The sequence below is a fragment of the Roseibium album genome (assembly GCF_965233825.1).
In the GTDB taxonomy this organism is placed as follows: domain Bacteria; phylum Pseudomonadota; class Alphaproteobacteria; order Rhizobiales; family Stappiaceae; genus Roseibium; species Roseibium album.
In genome coordinates this window covers 1,824,163-1,845,030 of record NZ_OZ247583.1, presented here as the reverse complement: position 1 = coordinate 1,845,030, position 20,868 = coordinate 1,824,163, and the positions used below count along the sequence as shown (strand labels likewise).

Here is a 20,868-nt window from a genome sequence, read left to right as displayed (position 1 = left end):
TTGCCGTCGTGCGAAAACTGCCCGGACAGGAAATATTCCCATGAAGATGTTCAATGCTACCAGCCTGGTCCTGCTGGCCCTCCCGGCGTCAGCAGGAGAACTGATCGGAGGTACGAATACCTATATCTCCGAAGCCCGGACCTGGAAGACCGGCGAGTATGCCGGCTATTACGTTTACGACAGCAAGGGTACGACAGTCTGGGAGAAAGGACCGCTTCCGGATGGTGCCGTCGAATGCCATGGTGCCGGCTTCTGGACGCCCAAGGAGATTCTGGGAGACGGCATCTGCATCTTTGGCACGTCTCCTGATCGGTGGACAGTCGCCCATGAGTTGACACCCGGCAGCAATCTGTGGAACGCGCAGGACAAGAACCCCTTTCACAGGCAAGGTGTCTGGCACGTGGTCCATGGTACTGGCCGCTATGTCGGCATGACGGGTGAAGGGACATATGTCAGCAACGAACTCTCCGACGGTCGCAAGACCACATGGTTCGAGGGCGACGTCGAGTTTGCCAATTAAAGCTGCCATCGACAGATGTCATTGTGGATTGCGAGCTATGCTGCCGGAACGCATCGCGGGACGACATTCGGTCTGAAATCCGATCCAGACTCTCTGTCAGCCCCATTAACCAATCGGAACCGGCTATCGCGTTAGTGTTCCTCATGAGCAAGACCGCCCCCGATACGTCAGACCTTCTTGTGACCGCGAAACCGGACCTCAATCACCGGGTCGGACTTTGGCTCGATCACCTGTCCGACGAGCGACGGCTGTCGGACCAGACGCTGGTTGCCTATGAACGGGATCTGCGGCAGTTCCTTCGCTTTTTGACCGAGCATCTCGGCGGGGCACCGTCGCTGAAGGATCTTGCCGAGCTGCGCCCATCGGATTTTCGCGGCTTTCTGGCTTCCCGTCGCAGGACCGGGGCCCAGAGCCGGTCGCTTGCACGCGGGCTTGCCGGAATTCGTTCCTTCCTGAAATTCCTGGAACGGCGCGGAGAAGTGAATGCGGCGGCGTCCGCCGCTGTCCGGCCGCCACGCCAGGCGAAATCGTTGCCCAAACCCGTTTCCTCGCGCGACGCGATCGATGTGACAAGCGGTGATTTCGCGCTGGAAAGTGCCCCCTGGATCGAAGCACGCAACGCGGCGGTCCTGACCCTTCTTTACGGCTGCGGCCTTCGAATTTCCGAAGCCCTGTCGCTGACCGGCGGTATGGCACCGGGACCAGGCACGAAGACCCTGCGCATCGTCGGCAAGGGCCGCAAGGAGCGCATCGTTCCGATCCTGCCGGCGGTCTGCGAGGCCATCGCCCAGTATCAAAAGCTCTGCCCCTACGCCATCAGTCCGGAAGGTCCATTGTTCCTGGGTGCATGCGGAGGAGCCCTCAATCCGCGCATGATCCAGCTCGCCATGGAAAAACTGCGTGGCGCGCTCGGTCTGCCGGACAGCGCGACGCCTCATGCCCTGCGTCATTCCTTTGCCACGCATCTCCTGGCAGGCGGCGGCGACCTCAGGACGATCCAGGAATTGCTCGGCCACGCGAGCCTGTCCTCGACGCAGATCTATACCGAGGTCGACAGCACACATCTGCTGGCCGCCTATGACAAGGCCCATCCGAGGCGATGAACACCCTCCGATTTCAGTCTGGGCGCGGCAACTCATAGACAGTGCGGGTTTCGCCGTCAGGAAAGATCTCGCGAGCGATCTCCGTGCCATCCAGTTTCTGGACCAGTCGCTTTGCAGCGATATTGTCATCACTCATGTGCGTTTCAGCACGTGGCCAGCCATAGTGATCATAGGCGTGGCGAATGGCGGTGCGCGAAGCTTCGACGGCAATGCCGCGGCCACGGGCCTCCGGCATCAGCCACCATGTCAATTCACGCCTCGGCCAACCCTCCGGCCAGACGAAGCCGCAGCCACCCACAGGCTCCCCGCTTTCACCGGGCACAATCATCCACATGCCGTAGCCACGCAATTGCCAGTGTCCGAGATGAGAGGCCAGAACCCGCCACGCCTGATCAGGCCGTAGCGGACCGCCGTAATATCGTGACGCCTCCCGTTTGGAAAAAAACGACTTGTAAACTTCAAAGTCGCTATCCTCTGGTGGGCGCAGCACAAGCTGCTCCGTGGTAAGTGAGTGCATGACCGGGTTATGTCCGAATGATTGCGAATCGCCGAAGATGACCAGTATATCGTCGGCGGGTTCGCAGGGCACCTGCATCCAGTCATGGCGCTGAACTGGAAGACGCGCCGCAGACATGCACCGCTAGCGAACCTTCTCTGGAGAGCGTCAATGCGTATGTTGATCCTGGTCGCCGGAATGTTCCTGCTTCTCGTTGCACCATCCCAGGCGCAGCGGGTTTACTGTCCGCTTCCCGAAGACGGGACATGGGTCTATTCGGACGCCAAGCCCAAGGAGATCAGCCGGATCGAAGTGGAAAGCAAGTGCGAGAACGAACAGGTTTTCGTTCGTGTCAGGGCGTTCACATCCTGTATCCCGCGTGACTGCAAGTGGGGCTGGACCAAGGCAGACCTTCGTTCCGATGGCGCGATAGACGTTCTTCTGATCGGTTTTCTGAGCAGCAAGCAGATTACGCTAAAGGCGTTCGGGGACATGCTCGACGCACATGTCGTCAACGTTGTCAATGACTTATCTGAGCCCCGGACGGAAAAGACATATAATCTTAACAGAAAGTAAACCGGCCGATCTTAACCTTGGTATCAATCTCTACCCGGTTTTTCCTTGTCCGATTTCATTTTTGCTTTACCCTACATGTTACTGCGCTTGTCCCGCGCAGCAACAGACGGAGGCTCATCATGCGTCTGATCAACACAGCCATAGCAGGTTTCGCCCTGACAGCATTCGCCATTGCTCCGGCAAGCGCGTGTTCCTGGGGAAAGACAGCCAAGGCCGACGAGAACATGTCTGTCGCGGACACGACTTTCGTTCCGGAAGTCAATGTCGATGTCGCCATCGCGACCAACGATCTCAGCGATGAGATCACGCAGGAAGAGATCATCCTGCCGGTTCCTGCAGAGGAACCAACTGAGTAATCCAAGTTTCTTTTGCTCCAATCAGTCTCCCGCTGCTTCGGCAGCGGTTTTTTTTTGCGCAAGGCCAACCTGCACAAAATCTGCTGAAAGTCTCCTTCATTGCGCCTCTTCCGGACTGGATAGTGCTGAAAAGCCAAACGCAATTCCGATGGCAAACCAAGGGGCTTCATGATTTCCAGGCGAAATTTCCTGCAAGGCTTGGGCATCGCTGCCCTCAGCACCATGTCGACCGCCGCCTACGCGGTCGGCATCGAACCTTTCCGTCTACGGGTGCAACACCACTATCTGACGCCCCCGAATTGGCCCAAAGACCTGCACCTCACGGCCGCGCTCATCGCAGACCCGCATATCTGCGACCCCTGGATGGGCCTCGACCGGGTCCGTTTTATTGTCGAGAGAACCAATGAGTTGAAACCGGACATCATCCTGATGCTGGGGGACTACGTTGCTGATCACAAAATGCAGTACGGTCCGATTCCACCACAGGCCTGGGCGGATCAATTCGGAAACCTTTCCGCACCGCTCGGCACGCACGCGATCCTGGGAAACCACGACTGGTGGGATGACAAGGAGGCGCAATTGTCCGGCAGCGGCCCGACGAAATACGGCCAGGCCCTGCTCAACGCGGGTATTCCTCTTTATCAAAACCGAGCGGCCCGCATTGAAAAGGACGGCCATCCATTCTGGGTGGCAGGCCTGGAAGACCAGATGGCACTCGGTCCGAACCTGAAGCTGAAGCGGAAGACAATGCAGGGGCTCGACGACTTGTCCGGCACCCTTGCGCAAATTACCGATGATGCACCCGTCCTTCTGATGGCACATGAACCCGACATATTCGACGATGTTCCTTCCCGCGTCAGCCTGACCGTGAGCGGGCACACCCATGGCGGCCAGATCAACTGTTTCGGCTACCGGCCAGGATATCCGGCCAGACACGGCAAAAAGTACCCTTATGGACATTATGTCGAGTACTCGGGTTCGAAACTTGTCCGGCACCTCGGTCTGTCGGCCGAGCCCCGGCACCTGGTTGTGTCCGGCGGTCTCGGCTGTTCTCTGCTGCCCGTCAGGATCGGCGTTCCGCCCGAGGTAACCCTCGTGCATCTCGGCAATACTGAACCCGGGGCATCTGCCTGATGCTTCGGGTCTGTCTGCTCAGGAGCGTTCCGTGGATATCAGGGTGTCGTGCCTGAATTCCCGAATTCCCTGGCTCAGGATCTGAACCGCAGAGCTTACGAACAGCGCCGCCATCAAGCCGGCAACCACGAGGTCCGGCCAGGCAGTCGCCGTGCCCCAGACACCCATCGCAGCGATCATGACCGCAACATTGCCGATCGCGTCATTGCGCGAACAGAGCCAGACCGACCGGACATTGGCATCACCATCCTTGTAACGCACCAGCAGCATCACACTGGCAAGATTGACCGCCAGAGCGAGAAACCCGACAGATCCCATAACGGCGGCCTGAGGCACGCCAAGAACAAAAACCTGGTGAAGCGTTGTTCCTGCAACCCACAAACCCATCAGCAGCAGGCTGACACCCTTTGCAAGCGCCGCCACAGCGCGGGTCTTCAAAGACGCGCCGATCACGGCCATCGAAATTCCGTAGGTCACGGCATCGCCGAAGAAATCGAGAGCATCCGCCTGCAGCGCCTTTGATCCTGCCGCCTGACCCGCCCCCATTTCAACGATGAACATGGCCGCGTTCAAACCGATCACGAGCCAAAGACGCCGGCGGTAGTCTTTCGACATACCGTCAAACGTTCCGTGAGAGTGTCCGCAGCAGGCGCCCATTTCTTTCTCCGTAAAGTGTCTTGATTTCTTCCTTGCAGAGTCTTCTAATCCCTATAGCGACTAGAGCTTCAAGAGGTTTTTTTTGATGCATTTTTCAATCGGCGAACTGTCAAAGCAGACCGGTGTGAAAGTACCGACCATCCGGTATTATGAAAAAGAGGGCCTGATTGACCCGCCTGTGCGCACCGAAGGCAATCAGAGGCGGTACCGGGAAACCGACCGTGAGCGTCTCCGTTTCATCAGGCACAGCCGGGATCTCGGTCTTCCCATGCCGGCGATCCGCGACCTGATCGAACTCAGCCAGCACCCCGACAAGCCCTGTCACGAAGCGGACCGGATTGCGGCCGACCAGCTCAAGTCGATACGCGAGCGTATTGTTCATCTGAAAAAACTGGAGGCGGAACTCGCCCGGATAGCAACGAGTTGCCGAGGCGATCATACGGTGACCCAGTGCAATGTGCTCAAGGCGTTCGGCGATCACAGCCAGTGCCTGGACAATCACTGAACCGGAAGACGATCAGATGCTCCAATTCGACGAACGGACAACGAAGCTTCTGGAGGAGGCCTATCTGGGGGCGGATTTTTCCAGACGCAGGCGTGCCTCATTCGATGCCTTGCGACCAAGACCAGGTGATATCATTGCCGATATCGGCTGCGGCAACGGACTGCTGACGCTCGAACTTTCCCGCACCATCGGAGACGCAGGAAAAGTTCTCGGCATCGACCCGAGTGAAGACATGCGTGACGCTGCCGTCAAGCGCTGTGCACAGTGTTCAAACGTGAAGATCCTGCGCGGCACCGCCACAGAACTGCCGCTTGAGCGAAATTCCGCAGACAAGGCGGTTTCGTTGCAGGTGTTCGAATATCTGGACGATCTTGCCGGCGCCATAGCCGAGGTTAAGCGCATCCTGAAGCCCGGCGGCCGGTTGGTTGTCGGCGACATGCACTGGGACACCACGGCCTGGTTCAGCGACAAGCCGGAGCGCATGAAACTGATGCTCGACACCTGGGACAAACATCTCGTGGAACGTTGCGTCCCCGCCGTGTTGCCGCCCATCTTGCGTGATGCCGGTTTCCGGGTCGACAACGTGACCGCAATCCCGTTCAACAGCACCGAATTGCATCCCGACGGTCTGCCGAACATGATGATCCATCTCATGAAACCATATGTTGTCAGCAAGGGTGCGGTGTCGGAGGACGACGCGAATGACTGGGCCGAGGAACAGGTTCAGCTCTCCAATTCAGGACGCTTCTTTTTCTCGATAACCCACTTTGTCATAACGGCTTCGAAGCCGGGTTGAGGTCTCCTCAATTTGCCGGAACCGTAAACTCGCGATCAGACGCGTAGTCAGTCACCATGATCCGGTCATCATCCCGCTGAAGGCGAAGCATGGTCCATCGTTCCGCCGGAAGGCGGCAGGAATGCCGACCCATGACACAGGAAAGCTGGGGCAAACGCCGGTAATCGACATCCTCGGCGAGCGCTTTGGCAATTGCGGTGTGTCCCTTGAGATAGGCAAACAGCGTATAGGGGCTCAGATACCAGACTTCACCAGCTCTCAATTCGTTCAATTCCTCTGCGCGCGCCAGCGGGAACTCCCGACCCCATGTCCATGAAACAGCATCGCGGGTCTGATGATCGAGATAGTGATGCGCCATGGTCTCGTCGATGAAGACCCGGTTGTCTGCATCAATATCGTTCCAGTAGTCCCGGGTTGCTGCAGCCCGGCCCGACGCACGTTCGGAGAGGACATAAAAAACCAGGAAATTTGCCGTGAGGACGAGGAACACCAGCGTGTAAAGCACGTAAGCGGTTCTCTGGAACCGTTTCCTCGTGACTGCGTCGAGCGCCACCAGAAAAACCATGCTCGCAGCGAGATTGCGTACCAGAACCTTGTCATGAAGAAATGCAGCAAGTCCCTGACCGACGGACAATAGCAGGCAGACAAGCGCGGCAGGGCGCGACCATCTTGTCAGCGCAGCTCCGACAACGGCAAATATCGCCGCCCTGCCAAGCGCCTCATCATTGATCCCGTGTCCGGTCGACCTTGCTGCATGGAAGACGATCTGGTCGACGAACTCGCGATACTGAAAGTCGATGCTGAGCGAAAAGATCACCAGTCCCAGAGCAAGCGCGACGGCATTTTCGAAGAACAATGCAACGATCTTTGCTTCCCGGAACACGAACCTCCAGATGTCGTGAACAACAATAGCGCCGAGGCCCCAGGCGAAGAGAGCTGGTGAGGCCAGTGGTGCAAAGACCAAGGCCAGCTTCGCAAGTGTCCTGAGACAGGATACCTGCAAATCCGCCCTTCCGGCGTCCTTCAGTCTTGCAGCCCAGAACAACAGGGAAAGGCCCAACATCCAGAAGACACAGGCAGTGACCTCAAGCCGGAACCCGGTCACGACATAGGTCGGGACGAGTAACAGCGGCGCGACCAGCGCAGCTTTCGGCAATCTGATGGCCAGGCACAGGGCCGTGAAAGCAAGCGTCGTCAGCAGGAAGCAAAGATACTCGTAAGCAACGACGCTTTGTCTGCTGACACCGAACTGATCCAGGAACAAGCCGGAAAGGATCAGATGGAAGCGGGTATAAAGATGATAGTTTTCAAGTCCGGGAAACTGAACTGCTAGCAGTGGATTGCCGTGATTTCCTGTCGTGGCATATTCCGCAGCCCAGGGTATGAAAAAGAGATCATCCACATGCGCAATCGTGTGATCCGGCCAGAAAAAGACAGGTGCCGCCAGGCCGGCCAACAGCAGCCAGAGGCAGGCATGCAGTATCGTGAAGCTGCTGGCGTCGTCATTTCGCACGATAGCCCCCCGGCTTTGCGATCCCTTGTCCGCGAGGCCTATCCGCACCGGCATCGCAACTCCAGCCAATACAAGCAACGGGCGCCGCAGCCAATGATGCCTGCGGCGCCCTAATTCCGTCAATTCTCAGCGCGTTTGCCCACTCAGGAGTGAATTGGCTTTGCAAAAGTGGCAAGCGCGGCTTCCTTGACCGCTTCGGACATGGTCGGGTGCGCGTGACACGTTCTCCCCAGATCTTCCGAAGAGCCACCGAATTCCATCAGAACCGCTGCTTCATGGATCATCTCGCCCGCGCCGAAGCCGACGATGTGAACACCGAGGACCCTGTCGGTCGCGGCATCTGCCAGTACCTTCACAAAACCGTCGGTGTGATTCATGGCACGAGCCCGGCCGTTGGCGGAGAAGTTGAATTTACCGGACTTGTACTCGATGCCGCCTGCCTTCAGTTCCTCTTCGGTCTTGCCGACAGAGGCCACCTCCGGCTGGGTGTAAACGACCCCGGGAATGACATCGTAGTTCACGTGTCCGGCCTGACCTGCGAGAATTTCGGCAATCGCGACGCCTTCGTCTTCTGCCTTGTGTGCCAGCATCGGTCCGGCTACCACGTCGCCAATTGCATAGATGCCGTCGACATTCGTCTTGTAGTGCGCGTCAATCTGTACGCGGCCGCGATCATCAAGAGCGACACCTGCCGTCTCAAGTCCAAGGCCTTCCGTATAGGGACGGCGGCCGATGGCGACCAGGACAATGTCGGCCTCGATTTCCTGAGCGTCTCCACCCTTGGCGGGCTCGACGCTGACAGAAAGGCCCTTGCCCTTTTTCGTGACGCCGGTGACCTTCGACGACAACTTGAATGTCATGCCCTGCTTTTTCAGCATCCGCTGGAAGTTCTTGGAAACATCCCCGTCCATCGGACCAAGGATCTTGTCCATGAATTCAACCACGGTGACCTCTGATCCGAGCCGGTTCCAAACGGACCCCAGTTCGAGGCCGATGACACCGCCACCCACGACAACCAGCTTGCCCGGAACCTTTTCAAGTTCCAGGGCGCCGGTAGACGACACAATCTGCTTTTCGTCAATCTCGACACCGGGCAGCGGCATGACATCGGAGCCGGTCGCGATCACGATATTCCTTGCTTCCAAGACGGACGCACTGCCGTCGTCGGCGGTGACCTCCACCTTGCCGGCCCCGAGGACCTTGCCGGTACCGGTGTGAACGTCGATCTTGTTCTTCTTCATCAGGAAGGCAACACCGTTGACGTTGGCATCCACGGTGTCGGTCTTGTGCTCCATCATGCCGGGAAGATCGACCTTCGGTTTCGAGACCTTGATGCCGAGCTTCTCAAAACCATGGCCTGCTTCCTCGAACATCTCCGACGCATATAGGAGCGCCTTGGAGGGAATGCAGCCGATATTGAGGCAGGTGCCGCCAAGGGTTGCGCGTTTTTCGACAACGGCGGTTTTCAGACCAAGCTGAGCCGCCTTGATCGCACATACATAGCCGCCCGGGCCGGTTCCGATGACGACAAGATCATATTGGGACATTTTGGTCGCCTTTGCCTCTTTCAGTTTCAGATCCAGTTTGCCGGATCAAGGTAGGATTGCCCGGCCACCGGACACGTCCAGGATAGCTCCGGTCGTGTAGCTGGACTGGTCGGACATGAGCCAGATGATTGCATCCGCCACTTCATCGGCGGTCCCCGCACGTTTCATGGGGAGTTTCGATTGCACTTGAGCCACCCTGTCAGGCAGCCCGCCGGATGCATGAAGTTCCGTGTCGATGATACCGGGTCGAACGGCATTCACGCGAATGCCTTCGTCGGCAACTTCAAGTGCGAGTCCCACCGTCATCGTGTCGATCGCACCCTTGGAGGCAGCGTAATCGACATATTGCGCCGGCGAACCCAGTTTGGAACCCGCCGAGGCCAGATTGACGATAGAGCCACCCTGTCCGCCGTGTTTCGTCGACATGCGTTTCACGGCTTCTCGGGCACACAGAAAGGAACCGACCACGTTGATCGTGAAGATCCGGTTGAGGCGCTCGACACTCATTTCGTCGACGCGTTGGGAGACGTCGACCACGCCGGCATTGTTGACCAGTCCTGCAAGGCCGCCGTACTTGTCCGCTTCTTCGAACAGGCGGAGGATATCGGCCTCGCTGCCGACATCGCCCTGCACAGCGACAGCCTTACCGCCCTGCTGCTCGATTTCGGCAACAACCGCATCGGCAGCCGCCTTGTTGGCGGTGTAATTGACAACAACCGTTTGCCCCGGAATACCGAGTTTCCGGCTCACGCTGGCGCCAATTCCCCGGCTTCCGCCCGTTACGATGAACACACTGTCAGACATCTACTCTCCAGAACCTGCTTGATTGGACACAAGCCGCCGATTTGAAACCCGTCACTGCTCCGCGACTGCCAGCCTGAGGCCGAATCCGGCGAAGGCAGCTGCGATCGTCCGCCGCATCCAGACCATGACCCGTTCGCTCTTCAGGACCTTTTCTCCGACCAGCGATGCAAACAGCCCATATCCGAGAAAGACGACAAAGGTCATGGCCATGAAGACGCCACCGAGCATCAGCATGTCCATTGTCGGGTTCACTGCAGAGGGACTGACGAATTGCGGCAAAAACGCCATAAAGAAGACGGTCAGTTTCGGATTGAGAATATTGATCAGGAAGGCGGTTCGTGCCGTCGCGACGAAGCTCTTGCGCACTCCCCTGTCCGCCTTCAGGTCAACAGGACCGCTGTCATTCAGTGTCTTCCAGGCCAGATAAAGCAGGTAGGCGACACCGGCATATTTCACCACCTGAAAGATCAGGGCGCTGGTGTGCATGAGAGCTGCCAGCCCGACGACGGACGCCAGGATCGCCGGAACGATCCCGATCGTACAGCCGACGGTGGCGGCAAGAGCCGCCTGCCGTCCCTTACCGAGCCCGACGGCGACCGTGTAGACGACCCCGGTCCCGGGGACCAGGACGACGATCAGGGCGGTAATCAGAAATTCCAGACTCATTTCGGTCCCCAGACTTTCCCTGCTCTTGTCAAACGTGGTTCTTTGCCTGGTTCTTGAGATAGTGGTAAATCGCAAGCCAGATCGCCGCCAGGATTGTGCCAATTATCGCAGCGGACACAATCCCTTCGTAAAAGCCGCGCGTTGCGAACCCTGCCGCAATCAGGCTGTAATAGACTACCGTGAACCCAAGGTTAGCCAGGGCGGCTCGCAGGATACGGCGACTCTGCAGCCAAATCTCGATCGCAAGCCATGACGCCAGACCTGCGATCGCGGCACCAAAAACCGAGTGCAAGGTGACCGAAGAAGCGCCCACACCCAGTGTGGAGACCAAATTCCATGTGGCTCCCAGCGCGATATAGGCCAAGAACCCAAGGATCAACCAGATTGGAATTGGCCTGCCGAACATTTGCGGTGTCCCTTAAAGATCCAGAACCAGGCGTTGCGGATCTTCCAGGCTTTCCTTGACGCGGACCAGGAAGGTCACGGCTTCCTTGCCGTCGACGATCCGGTGGTCATAGGACAGTGCCAGATACATCATCGGACGGATCACCACCTGACCATTCACGGCCATCGGGCGATCCTGGATCTTGTGCATGCCCAGAATGCCGGACTGCGGCGCATTCAGGATCGGAGACGACATCAGCGAACCATAAACACCGCCATTGGAAATGGTGAAGGTACCGCCGGTCATGTCGGCCATGCCGAGCTTGCCGTCACGTGCCTTGCGGCCAAGATTGCCGATCTCCTTTTCGACTTCCGCAATGGACATCTGGTCCGCATCGCGGACAACCGGAACCACGAGACCCTTGGGTGTGCCGACGGCGACGCCGATGTGGCAGAAATTCTTGTAGATGATGTCCGTGCCATCGATCTCGGCGTTGACAGCCGGGATCTCTTTCAGGGCATGGGTGACCGCCTTGGTGAAGAACCCCATGAAGCCGAGCTTGACGCCATGCTTCTTTTCGAACAGGTCCTTGTATTCCTTGCGCAGATCCATGACCGGGCCCATGTCCACTTCATTGTAAGTGGTCAGCATTGCGGCCGTGTTCTGCGCATCCTTCAGGCGGCGCGCGATGGTCTGGCGCAGCTTGGTCATGCGGACGCGCTCTTCACGTCCTTCATCATCAGCTGCAACCGGACCCCGGGCGACCTGCGTCGCTGCCGAAGCGGATGCAGCAGCGGTCGCGCCGGACGCAATCGCTCCAATGACATCTTCCTTCAGAACCTGACCGCGCTTGCCGGAACCTGCAACCTGACCGTCGGCAAGATTGTTTTCCGCCATCATCTTCTGTGCCGACGGCGCTGCTGGCATCGAAGTACCTGAGGCTGCGGGCGCCGGCGCCGAAGCGGCTGCAACCGGGGCGGCAGCAGCTGCAGCACCCGAAGGATCGATCTGGCAGAGCAGAACGCCCGGCTCAACCGTGGCACCTGTCTCCGCCGCGATCTTCACGACGGTTCCGCCGACAGGGGCCGGAACTTCCTGGGCGGCCTTGTCTGTTTCCAGTTCGACAAGCGTATCGTCCGTCTTGACGACGTCACCGACCTTGACGCTCCATTCACCGACTTCAGCCTCGGTGACCGATTCACCGGCGCTCGGCGTGATCACGTCCACAAGCTCCGCCTTTACCGCGGGAGCTGCCTCTGCCTTGGCCGTAGCAGGCGCGGCGGCAGCCGGTGCGGCTGCAGCTCCGGCGCCTTCTGCGATCTGTCCGAGAAGCGCACCGACCTCTACGGTGTCCCCTTCGTTGACCACGATGCTTTCAAGCGTCCCGGCGGTCGGGGCCGGTACTTCAACGGTCACCTTGTCGGTTTCCAGTTCCACGAGCGGCTCGTCCTGACTGACGGCGTCACCCGGCTTCTTGAACCACTGTGCAATAGTTGCTTCAGAAACGGATTCACCCAGAGTGGGCACGCGAATTTCGGTTGCCATGGTCGCCTTCTCTTAAAATTACCCGGCCAAATTTCGGAAGGGGCCCTTGAGCCCCCTCAAGATCAGTTTCCAAGAGACTCTTCAAGGAACTGCTGCATTTGCGCGAGATGCACGGACATCAGACCTGTCGCGGTCGATGCCATTGCGGAACGACCGGCATAACGCGGCCGCCGGTGCTTGGCGTCGATCTGTTCCAGGACCCATTCGATATAGGGCTCAACGAAGAACCAGCTGCCCATGTTCTTGGGCTCTTCCTGACACCAGACCATTTCGGCCTGGGGGAAGCGGGCAAGCTCAAGCATCAGCGCCTTCTTGGGGAACGGATACAGCTGCTCGACACGCATCAGGTACACGTCATCGACGCCGCGTTTCTCGCGCTCCTCAAACAGGTCGTAGTAGACCTTGCCTGAGCACATCACGACCCGGCGGATCTTGTCGTCCGACACGAGCTTGCCGTCCGAACTCAGATTGGGACCCCAATCATCCCAAAGCAGACGGTGGAATGTGGTGTCCGGACCGAGTTCGTCGATCCTGGAGACCGCTTTCTTATGGCGCAGGAGCGATTTCGGCGTCATCAGGATCAGCGGCTTGCGGATATCGCGGCGCAACTGCCGCCGCAGGATGTGGAAATAATTCGACGGTGTCGAACAATTGGCAACCTGCATGTTGTCTTCCGCGCAGAGTTGCAGATACCGCTCGAGACGGGCAGAGGAGTGTTCCGGCCCCTGACCTTCATAGCCGTGCGGCAGAAGGCAGACGAGACCGGACATGCGCAGCCACTTGCGTTCCCCTGACGAAATGAACTGGTCGAACAGGACCTGTGCCCCGTTGGCGAAATCGCCGAACTGAGCTTCCCACATGGTCAGAGCACGCGGCTCGGCCAGTGAATAACCGTACTCGAACCCGAGCACCGCCTCTTCGGAGAGCATCGAATTGATGACCTCGTAGCGCTGCTGGTCCGGCGAAACATGGTTGAGCGGGATATAGCGGCTTTCGTCTTCCTGGTCGTAAAGGACCGAATGACGCTGAGAGAATGTGCCGCGCTCACAATCCTGGCCCGACAGGCGCACCGGATGGCCTTCCTTCAGCAAAGAGCCGAAGGCAAGCGCTTCCGCAGTTGCCCAGTCAATCCCCTCGCCGGTCTCGATCATGCGTTCACGATGCTTCATGAAGCGCGAGATGGTGCGGTGGATGTTGAAGCCTTCCGGCACATGGGTCAAAGCCCGGCCGATCTCCTTGATCTCGGCGATCGTGAGCCCGGTTTCGCCGCGGCGAGGGTCTTCCTCATCGCGGGCCCTCTTCATGCCGGCCCATTTGCCGTCGAGCCAATCGGCCTTGTTCGGCTTGAATGCCTGACCGGCATCGAATTCACCATCCAGGTGCTCGCGCCAGTCCGCCTTCATCCGGTCGACGTCTTCCTGACTGAGCACACCTTCCTTGATCAGGCGCTCGGAATAGCGCTGCAACGTCGTCGCGTGCTTGCGGATCTTGCGATACATGATCGGCTGCGTGAACGCAGGCTCGTCGCCCTCGTTGTGACCGAAGCGGCGATAGCAGATGATATCGATGACCACCGGACGCTGGAAGGTCTGGCGGTACTCGATCGCGATCTTGGCTGCGAACACGACCGCTTCCGGGTCGTCCGCATTGACGTGGAAAATCGGCGACTCGATCACCTTCGCCATATCGGACGGATAGGGCGAGGACCGCGAGAAGCGCGGGTTGGTGGTAAAGCCGATCTGGTTGTTGATGATGACGTGAACAGAACCACCGGTACGATGGCCGCGCAACGCCGACAGGCCGAAACACTCCGCGACGACACCCTGGCCGGCGAATGCCGCGTCGCCGTGCAGCAGCAGAGGCAAGACGGTGTTACGTTCAACCTCGGTGGTCTCGATGAATTTGCCGTTCTCGTCGGCCGCAAGCTGGTCCTGCTTTGCACGCGCCTTGCCAAGCACGACCGGGTTGACGATTTCCAGATGAGACGGGTTCGCTGTAAGCGACAGGTGAACGTTGTTACCGTCGAACGTCCGGTCGGATGATGCACCGAGGTGATATTTCACATCGCCGGAACCTTCCACCTCGTCAGGTGCATAGGAACCGCCCTTGAATTCGTGAAAGATGGCGCGATGCGGTTTGCGCATCACCTGGGAAAGCACGTTCAGCCGGCCACGGTGCGCCATGCCGAAAACGATGTCCTTGAGCCCCATCTGGCCACCGCGCTTGATGATCTGCTCAAGTGCGGGGATCAGGGCTTCACCGCCATCCAGGCCGAAACGCTTGGTGCCGGTGTACTTGACATCCAGGAACTTCTCGAAGCCTTCCGCCTCGACCAGCTTGTTGAGGATTGCCTTCTTGCCCTCGGAGGTAAAGGCAACCTGCTTGTCCGGGCCCTCGATGCGTTCCTGGATCCAGGCTTTGGCCGCCGGGTCGGAAATATGCATGAACTCGACACCTAGTGTCGAGCAATAGGTCCGTTTCAGAATATCCATCATCTCGCGGATGGTGGCGTATTCCAGACCCAGAACATGGTCGATGAAGATCTTGCGGTCCCAGTCGGCTTCAGTGAAGCCGTAGGATGACGGATGCAGCTCTTCGTGATCACCCTTGCCGGCAAGACCCAGCGGATCGAGATCAGCGTGAAGGTGACCGCGCATGCGGTAGGCCCGGATCATCATCAGGGCACGAACCGAATCCCGGGTCGACTGGTGAACCTCGGCGTCGGAAACAGGCTCGCCCCTGGCCTCGGCCTTTTTCTTGAGCTTGTCACCGAGCTGCTGCTCTATCGGTGCCCAGTTGCCGTCAAAGGCATTGACGAGATCGCCATTGGCTTCGATCGGCCAGTCCTTGCGCTTCCAGGGAGCACCGCGTGCTTCCTTGAGCACTGCTTCCTTTTCATCCTGGAAGGCCGCAAAGAAGTCCTGCCACTCGGCATCAACCGAGTTCGGATCCGTTTTGTACTGGGCATAGAGGTCTTCGATATAGGATGCGTTGGCGCCGTAAAGCAACGACGTCAGTGCGAATACGTTGTTCGCTTCCTGCCGTGCCATGTCCTTTAGCGGAGGGCTGCTCCGCCCTTTTTGTTATGGCGGGCCGAAAATAGACCCGCGGCCGGTTCCCTACAAAGACCGGAGAATCACCGGCCCCTCGAAAAGTATTACGACACTTTGTCGCGCCGTAACCTATCCTTTAACCATGCAGCAGGAAACGTAAACAGTTTCCGTCACCTGCTGCATAGAATTCTTGTGATTTCAGCCTTTCAAGGCTTCCAGAAGCGTCTCGCCAAGCTTGGCGGGAGACGGTGACACCCTGATGCCGGCTGCTTCCATCGCCGCGGTCTTGTCTTCCGCGCCGCCCTTGCCGCCGGAAATCACGGCTCCTGCATGACCCATCGTGCGTCCCGGAGGCGCAGTCCGGCCCGCAATGAAACCGGCCGTCGGTTTCTTGCGGCCCTTCTTTGCCTCATCGATCAGGAACTGAGCTGCATCTTCTTCAGCTGATCCGCCGATCTCACCGATCATGATGATCGATTCGGTTTCATCGTCGGCCAGGAACATTTCCAGGACGTCGATGAACTCGGTTCCCTTGACCGGGTCACCGCCGATACCGACAGCGGTCGTCTGGCCGAGGCCGGCATTGGTGGTCTGGAAGACGGCTTCATAGGTGAGCGTGCCGGAGCGCGACACGACACCGACAGAACCCTTCTTGAAGATGGAGCCCGGCATGATGCCGATCTTGCACTCTTCCGGCGTCAGGATGCCCGGGCAGTTCGGGCCGAGAAGACGTGAACCGGACTTGTCCAGCTTCGCCTTGACCTTGACCATGTCGGCAACCGGGATGCCTTCGGTAATACAGACGATGAACGGAACTTCCGCATCGATCGCCTCGATGATCGCTGCACCTGCACCTGCCGGCGGCACATAGATCACGGAAGCGTCCGCACCGGTTGCCTCCCTGGCTTCACCAACACTGGCGAAGATCGGCAATTGCGCGGCACCTTCGACAGAGCCCCAGGTTTCGCCGCCCTTTTTCGGGTGAACGCCGGCGACCATCTTGGTGCCATAATATTCAAGCGCCTGCTCCGTATGGAACGTGCCGGTCTTGCCGGTCAGGCCCTGAACAATGATTTTCGTGTCTTTATTTACGAGGATGGACATCTTCTTGAAGTTCCTCTCTGATTCTCGCCGCTAACTTTTGGCTGCACATGCGGCGCGACCGGTGATGGTCGCTCCGATCCAGTTCAGACCGTCGTTATTAAATTTGAAGACCTGGATTTGCGCCCGCTGGATGCCAACTTTGATAAATCCGATTGATTGCGGATCGTCGTCTGGCGTAATTCGCGGACCCGCGACCGTTACCGTTCGCTTTATCACTGCTTGCGCTGCCTTGTTTGGGTTGTAGGTGCCAAAAGTTAGCTTGCATGAGCACTTTCGACCGGACCCTTGCATAGACGCTACAATCTCCGTTTGTTTGAAGATAAAGGTTCCGCCAGAGTTTGGCCGAAAGCCTGCCTTCGTAGCAGCAGCTTTGAAGGACGATCCGGTGAGAACCGGCCTCAGGCACACACGCTCCCAAAAATTGACCCGCTGATTTATCCAAGAACGTGACCCTGGATTCGCCGCAAGGCTTGCGCTTGACAAAACGCCCAGCGCAAGAAACGAGAACGCAAGGTTCAGGGTCATCGCTCGCATTGCCAGTCAGCCCTTGACCGCTTTCACGATTTTCTGGGCGGCGTCGTCGAGATCATCGGCGGCAATTACATTCAGACCGCTTTCGTTGATGATCTTCTTGCCGAGTTCCACGTTGGTGCCTTCCAGGCGGACAACGAGCGGAACCTGAAGACCGACTTCCTTGACGGCAGCAACCACGCCTTCCGCGATCACGTCGCAACGCATGATGCCGCCGAAGATATTGACCAGGATGCCCTTCACGTTCGGATCGGACGTGATGATCTTGAAGGCCGCGGTCACCTTCTCCTTGGAGGCACCGCCACCGACATCAAGGAAGTTCGCCGGCTCGGCGCCGTAGAGCTTGATGATGTCCATGGTCGCCATGGCCAACCCGGCCCCGTTGACCATGCAGCCGATGTCGCCGTCGAGCGCGACGTAGGCAAGATCGTGCTTGGACGCTTCGATCTCTTTTGCATCTTCTTCGGTGATGTCGCGCAGTTCCATGATGTCCGGATGACGGAACATGGCGTTGCCGTCAAAGGATACCTTGGCATCGAGGACGCGCAGGCGTCCGTCCTTCATGACGATCAAAGGGTTCACTTCCAGAAGGCTCATGTCCTTTTCGACAAAGGCCTTGTGCAGGATCGGGAACAGGGTCATGCCGTCCTGGCGCGCCGCGCCGTCCAATGCCAGCGCGTCGCAGAGCCTGGCGGCATCTGCTTCGGTCACGCCGGTTTCCGGGTCGATCGGCAAGGTTATGATCTTTTCGGGGGTCTCTTCGGCAACCGCCTCAATGTCCATGCCACCTTCGGTGGAAACGACAAAGGCCGGACGTCCGACCGTGCGGTCCACGAGAATGGAGAGATATAGTTCGCGCTCGATGTCTGCACCGTCCTCGATATAGAGACGGTTGACGACCTTGCCTGCTTCGCCGGTCTGCTTGGTGACAAGCGTGTTGCCGAGCATGTCCTTCGCGTGCGCGGTGACTTCGTCCAGAGAGAAAGCCAGCCGGACACCGCCCTTGGCATCGGCCGGCAGTTCCTTGAACTTGCCCTTGCCACGGCCACCGGCATGGATCTGTGTCTTGACGACCCAGAGCGGACCGGGAAGTTGCTTTGCTGCGGCTTCCGCCTCATCGGCGGAGAATATGGCGACGCCGTCGGCGACCGGAGCGCCGAAATCCTTCAGCACAGCCTTTGCCTGGTATTCATGAATGTTCATGTGTTTCCCCCGTTGTCGGAGGACCGTCCTTTCCAGGGTTGAAAAGAACGATCGCTGCTTACCCGAGACAGTCGACGCTTAGGCGAGCGCCGGCTGAATTTTCTTACAGGCTTCAACCAGACCGTCGACCGAACCGACGGACTTTTCGAAGTTGGCCTTCTCCTCGCCCTGAAGGTCGATTTCGATGACGCGTTCGACACCGCCGGCCCCAATGACAACCGGGACGCCGACATATGTGTCTTTCAGGCCATACTGACCGTCGAGGGCGGCCGCGCATGGCAGGACACGTTTCTTGTCCTTCAGATAGCTTTCCGCCATCGCGATGGCGGAAGCCGCCGGGGCGTAGAAAGCCGAACCGGTTTTCAAAAGGCCGACGATCTCGGCGCCGCCATCACGTGTGCGCTGAACGATTTCGTCCAGACGCTCGGCGGTGCACCAGCCCATCTTGACCAGATCCGGCAACGGGATACCGGCAATTGTCGAATAGCGGGTCAACGGCACCATCGTGTCGCCGTGACCGCCCAGAACGAATGCCGTCACGTCTTCAACGGAAACGTTGAATTCCTCCGCAAGGAAATACCGGAAGCGGGCGCTGTCGAGCACACCGGCCATGCCGACGACCTTGTTCTTCGGCAGCCCGGAGAACTTCTGCAGGGCCCAGACCATTGCATCCAGCGGGTTGGTGATGCAGATGACGAACGCATCAGGCGCATGTTTGGCGATGCCGGCTCCGACCTGCTCCATGACCTTCAGGTTGATTTCCAGAAGATCGTCGCGGCTCATGCCCGGCTTGCGCGGCACGCCCGCAGTCACGATGACCACGTCCGATCCGCTGATCGCTTCATAGCCGTTTGCACCGGCCAGCTTGGCATCGAAGCCGTCTACCGGGGAAGACTCTGCCAGGTCCAGGGCCTTGCCCTGCGGCACACCTTCCGCGATATCGAAGAGAACGATGTCTCCCAGTTCCTTCAAACCTGCCAGATGAGCGAGCGTGCCACCGATCTGACCTGAGCCGATCAAGGCAATTTTATTTCGCGCCATGTCGAAAGTTTCCCTTTACGTAAGATGGAACTACATGCCATCCGCTGATGACTGAAGATGGCACTACCCCCTTTGCCGCCCCTGCGCAAGTTCGCCAAAAGAATATTGCGTTTGGGGCAGCAAAATTTCTCAATTCCTCTCGCCTGCGTAATTCTCCTATACGGAATGCAGACCTAAGCGTGTATTTCTCGTCTCTCACCCGCAAGGTAGGCTTCGGAGCGCATTTCGATCAAACGCGAGCTCGTCCGGTCGAACTCGAAAGCTTCCGTGCCATCTTCCGACGTGTAAAGTTCCTGGGGTTCCGCCTCAGCGGACACCACAATCCTGATGCCGTTATCGTAAAGCGTGTCGATCAGGTTGATGAAACGTTTGGCCTCGTTCCGACGTGCCTTCGACAGGACCGGGATGTCCTCGATGAAAACCGTGCTGTACGCATTGGCGATCCGAAGATAGTCGCTTGCGCCCAGGGGCTGCATGCACAGGTCGTCAAAGCTGAAACGGGCCGCACCGGACGCAACACAGGGAACCGGAATTTTCCGTCCCTTGTTTTCAAGTTCTTCGGCATGCGATTTCATACCGTGCGTCAGCTTTGTCCAGAGGCGATCCATCTCCGTGTCCGCTTGCTGTCCCAGCGGCGTTACATAGACCGGGGCTCCTGCCAGCTTTTCCAGCCGGTAGTCGGTCGGCGAGTCCAGGTGAAGAACCTCGACCTGCGACTTCAGCATGGTGATGAAGGGAATGAAGAGCTGGCGGTTCAGTCCGTCCTTGTAAAGGTTCGACGGATTGACATTGGAGGTCGCGACAACAATCACGCCCTTTTCGAATAGCTGAGTGAACAGGCGGCCCAGGATCATTGCGTCGGCGATATCCGTCACGGAAAACTCGTCGAAAAGCAACAGCCTGGTTTCGGCAGCAATCTGGTTGGCCACCGGAAGTATGGGGTCATCCCCCTTGACCTCACCGCGTTTGTGAGCCTGCCGATGTTCATGGATGCGCTCGTGTACATCCGTCATGAATTCGTGAAAATGGACCCGGCGCTTCCGCTGGATGACGGTCACCTCGTAATACAGGTCCATCAGCATGGTCTTGCCCCGGCCGACGCCACCCCACATGTAAAGGCCCTTCACCGCAGACCACAACTGGTTCTTCTTCTTGGCGAACAACCAGCCGAGCGAGCTTTTCTTCGAAGCAAGCCGGGTTTCCGCAAGCCGGGTGTTGAGCAGGTCGAGATGCCGGACGGCTTCCCGCTGAACGGGATCTTCCTTGATTTCACCGGATGCGATCAGGGCATCGTAGCGGGCACTCAAGGCGCGGTTAACCGGCAGTTCCATCT

21 protein-coding genes are annotated in these 20,868 nt (G+C 58.4%); 7 read left to right on the top strand and 14 right to left on the bottom strand.

All coding sequences use genetic code 11. The features are described from left to right. Positions 1-40: 40 nt before the first annotated feature. Together ACO6TI_RS08635 and ACO6TI_RS08630 are read left to right on the top strand one after the other, a co-directional pair. On the top strand, positions 41-520 hold the full coding sequence (locus ACO6TI_RS08635) for a hypothetical protein (protein WP_422384761.1): 480 nt from the start codon (positions 41-43) through the stop codon (positions 518-520). Between the two features lie 143 nt (positions 521-663). Further along, the gene (locus tag ACO6TI_RS08630) at positions 664-1,623 is read left to right on the top strand and encodes a tyrosine recombinase XerC (protein WP_422384760.1); all 960 of its coding nucleotides are present in this window, start codon (positions 664-666) and stop codon (positions 1,621-1,623) included. Between the two features lie 13 nt (positions 1,624-1,636). Here the strand turns inward: ACO6TI_RS08630 and ACO6TI_RS08625 are convergent, their stop codons facing one another. Then, positions 1,637-2,257, bottom strand: a complete 621-nt coding sequence (locus ACO6TI_RS08625; RefSeq protein ID WP_422384759.1) for a GNAT family N-acetyltransferase — start codon at positions 2,255-2,257, stop codon at positions 1,637-1,639. 33 nt (positions 2,258-2,290) lie between these two features. Here ACO6TI_RS08625 and ACO6TI_RS08620 point away from each other — a divergent pair, with 33 nt between their 5' ends. The 3 genes from ACO6TI_RS08620 to ACO6TI_RS08610 all read left to right on the top strand — a co-directional run bounded on the left by ACO6TI_RS08620 (position 2,291) and on the right by ACO6TI_RS08610 (position 4,185). Beyond that, positions 2,291-2,695, top strand: coding sequence for a hypothetical protein (locus tag ACO6TI_RS08620; protein ID WP_055119264.1), 405 nt, complete (start codon positions 2,291-2,293; stop codon positions 2,693-2,695). Between the two features lie 119 nt (positions 2,696-2,814). Then, positions 2,815-3,051 (top strand): hypothetical protein, encoded by a 237-nt coding sequence (locus tag ACO6TI_RS08615; RefSeq protein WP_055119262.1) that lies wholly within the window; start codon positions 2,815-2,817, stop codon positions 3,049-3,051. Between the two features lie 168 nt (positions 3,052-3,219). Beyond that, positions 3,220-4,185, top strand: a complete 966-nt coding sequence (locus tag ACO6TI_RS08610; protein ID WP_197000054.1) for a metallophosphoesterase — start codon at positions 3,220-3,222, stop codon at positions 4,183-4,185. Between the two features lie 18 nt (positions 4,186-4,203). Here the strand turns inward: ACO6TI_RS08610 and ACO6TI_RS08605 are convergent, their stop codons facing one another. After that, complete coding sequence (locus ACO6TI_RS08605; protein WP_055119257.1) at positions 4,204-4,842, bottom strand: cation transporter; 639 nt, start codon at positions 4,840-4,842, stop codon at positions 4,204-4,206. 85 nt (positions 4,843-4,927) lie between these two features. Between ACO6TI_RS08605 and ACO6TI_RS08600 the strand changes: the two genes are divergently transcribed. Both ACO6TI_RS08600 and ACO6TI_RS08595 read left to right on the top strand, forming a co-directional pair. After that, positions 4,928-5,347: a MerR family transcriptional regulator gene (locus tag ACO6TI_RS08600; protein WP_104701415.1), complete on the top strand. Its 420-nt coding sequence runs from the start codon at positions 4,928-4,930 to the stop codon at positions 5,345-5,347. Between the two features lie 16 nt (positions 5,348-5,363). Further along, positions 5,364-6,143 (top strand): methyltransferase domain-containing protein, encoded by a 780-nt coding sequence (locus tag ACO6TI_RS08595; protein WP_055119750.1) that lies wholly within the window; start codon positions 5,364-5,366, stop codon positions 6,141-6,143. A gap of 7 nt (positions 6,144-6,150) precedes the next feature. Here ACO6TI_RS08595 and ACO6TI_RS08590 read toward each other — a convergent pair whose 3' ends face one another. The 12 genes from ACO6TI_RS08590 to zapE form a co-directional block, all read right to left on the bottom strand. After that, positions 6,151-7,710 carry a hypothetical protein gene (locus tag ACO6TI_RS08590; RefSeq protein ID WP_348315854.1) on the bottom strand — a complete coding sequence of 520 codons (1,560 nt, stop codon included), beginning with the start codon at positions 7,708-7,710 and terminating at the stop codon, positions 6,151-6,153. An 89-nt stretch (positions 7,711-7,799) separates the two neighbouring features. Then, on the bottom strand, positions 7,800-9,203 hold the full coding sequence (gene lpdA / locus ACO6TI_RS08585) for a dihydrolipoyl dehydrogenase (RefSeq protein ID WP_197000057.1): 1,404 nt from the start codon (positions 9,201-9,203) through the stop codon (positions 7,800-7,802). 45 nt (positions 9,204-9,248) lie between these two features. Next, positions 9,249-10,007, bottom strand: coding sequence for an SDR family oxidoreductase (locus tag ACO6TI_RS08580; protein ID WP_196878183.1), 759 nt, complete (start codon positions 10,005-10,007; stop codon positions 9,249-9,251). A 51-nt stretch (positions 10,008-10,058) separates the two neighbouring features. Then, positions 10,059-10,673: a LysE family translocator gene (locus ACO6TI_RS08575; RefSeq protein WP_197000058.1), complete on the bottom strand. Its 615-nt coding sequence runs from the start codon at positions 10,671-10,673 to the stop codon at positions 10,059-10,061. Between the two features lie 28 nt (positions 10,674-10,701). Further along, positions 10,702-11,079 (bottom strand): hypothetical protein, encoded by a 378-nt coding sequence (locus ACO6TI_RS08570; RefSeq protein WP_055119246.1) that lies wholly within the window; start codon positions 11,077-11,079, stop codon positions 10,702-10,704. A 12-nt stretch (positions 11,080-11,091) separates the two neighbouring features. After that, positions 11,092-12,603: a 2-oxoglutarate dehydrogenase complex dihydrolipoyllysine-residue succinyltransferase gene (gene odhB / locus ACO6TI_RS08565; protein ID WP_422384758.1), complete on the bottom strand. Its 1,512-nt coding sequence runs from the start codon at positions 12,601-12,603 to the stop codon at positions 11,092-11,094. 62 nt (positions 12,604-12,665) lie between these two features. Continuing rightward, on the bottom strand, positions 12,666-15,653 hold the full coding sequence (locus tag ACO6TI_RS08560) for a 2-oxoglutarate dehydrogenase E1 component (protein WP_055119242.1): 2,988 nt from the start codon (positions 15,651-15,653) through the stop codon (positions 12,666-12,668). Between the two features lie 201 nt (positions 15,654-15,854). After that, complete coding sequence (gene sucD, locus ACO6TI_RS08555) at positions 15,855-16,760, bottom strand: succinate--CoA ligase subunit alpha (RefSeq protein ID WP_422384757.1); 906 nt, start codon at positions 16,758-16,760, stop codon at positions 15,855-15,857. Positions 16,761-16,790: 30 nt separating this feature from the next. Further along, positions 16,791-17,285, bottom strand: a complete 495-nt coding sequence (locus tag ACO6TI_RS08550) for a hypothetical protein (RefSeq protein WP_422384756.1) — start codon at positions 17,283-17,285, stop codon at positions 16,791-16,793. 15 nt (positions 17,286-17,300) lie between these two features. Next, a complete protein-coding gene (sucC, locus tag ACO6TI_RS08545; protein ID WP_055119236.1) occupies positions 17,301-18,494 on the bottom strand; it encodes an ADP-forming succinate--CoA ligase subunit beta in 1,194 nt (397 codons plus the stop codon). A gap of 78 nt (positions 18,495-18,572) precedes the next feature. Next, entirely contained in the window at positions 18,573-19,535 is a 963-nt protein-coding gene (gene mdh / locus ACO6TI_RS08540) for a malate dehydrogenase (RefSeq protein WP_055119234.1), read from the bottom strand. Positions 19,536-19,708: 173 nt separating this feature from the next. Continuing rightward, positions 19,709-20,866: a cell division protein ZapE gene (gene zapE, locus ACO6TI_RS08535; protein WP_055119748.1), complete on the bottom strand. Its 1,158-nt coding sequence runs from the start codon at positions 20,864-20,866 to the stop codon at positions 19,709-19,711. Between the last annotated feature and the right edge of the window lie 2 nt (positions 20,867-20,868).